This window comes from Bradyrhizobium sp. Arg816, from assembly GCF_029989365.1.
Lineage (GTDB): Bacteria > Pseudomonadota > Alphaproteobacteria > Rhizobiales > Xanthobacteraceae > Bradyrhizobium.
The window spans coordinates 1-476 of sequence record NZ_JAPRAQ010000176.1 but is presented as its reverse complement, the minus strand read 5'-3'; the positions used below and the strand labels follow the sequence as shown (position 1 = coordinate 476).

1 pseudogene is annotated in these 476 nt (G+C 62.8%); it reads right to left on the bottom strand.

The window, feature by feature from the left end:
• Positions 1-288: pseudogene (locus tag OWC48_RS46385) on the bottom strand (DUF2497 domain-containing protein); the annotation flags it as partial.
• Positions 289-476: the final 188 nt, after the last annotated feature.

Genomic DNA, 476 nt, shown 5'->3' with positions numbered 1-476 from the left:
GTCCTGGCTGTTGGTTTTGGCTGGTGGTGGCGCCGGCGCAGGTTTTGGCGCTGGTGGTGCCGGCTTCGCTGCTGCAGGAGTCGGCGGCGGCGGAATGTCCTTCACCACCGGCTTGGGGGCAGGCGCGGCGGCGACCGCCGGTTTCTCCGGCGCCGCAACACTTGCCGGCCTGTCGTTTGCCGGCTTATCCGCGGAAGCAGGCTTGGCCTCATCATCGGCAATGATGCGACGGATCGACGCCAGAATCTCCTCCATGGAGGGCTCTTGGACCTTTGCAGGTTGCGTCATTTCCGACGCCACATCGAAATTATCCTACACCAAGCCGCACGAGATTCGGCGGTTCCGGATGAAGCGGCCGGAATTTTTCATCGCTCGAGTCCAGACTTGTCCCCAGATCAACGGTTACCGGTGCGTTGCACGCGGTGCGTTCGCCCTCACGGCAACCGATCCGCAGCGATGAACGCAAAAAGCCGTTG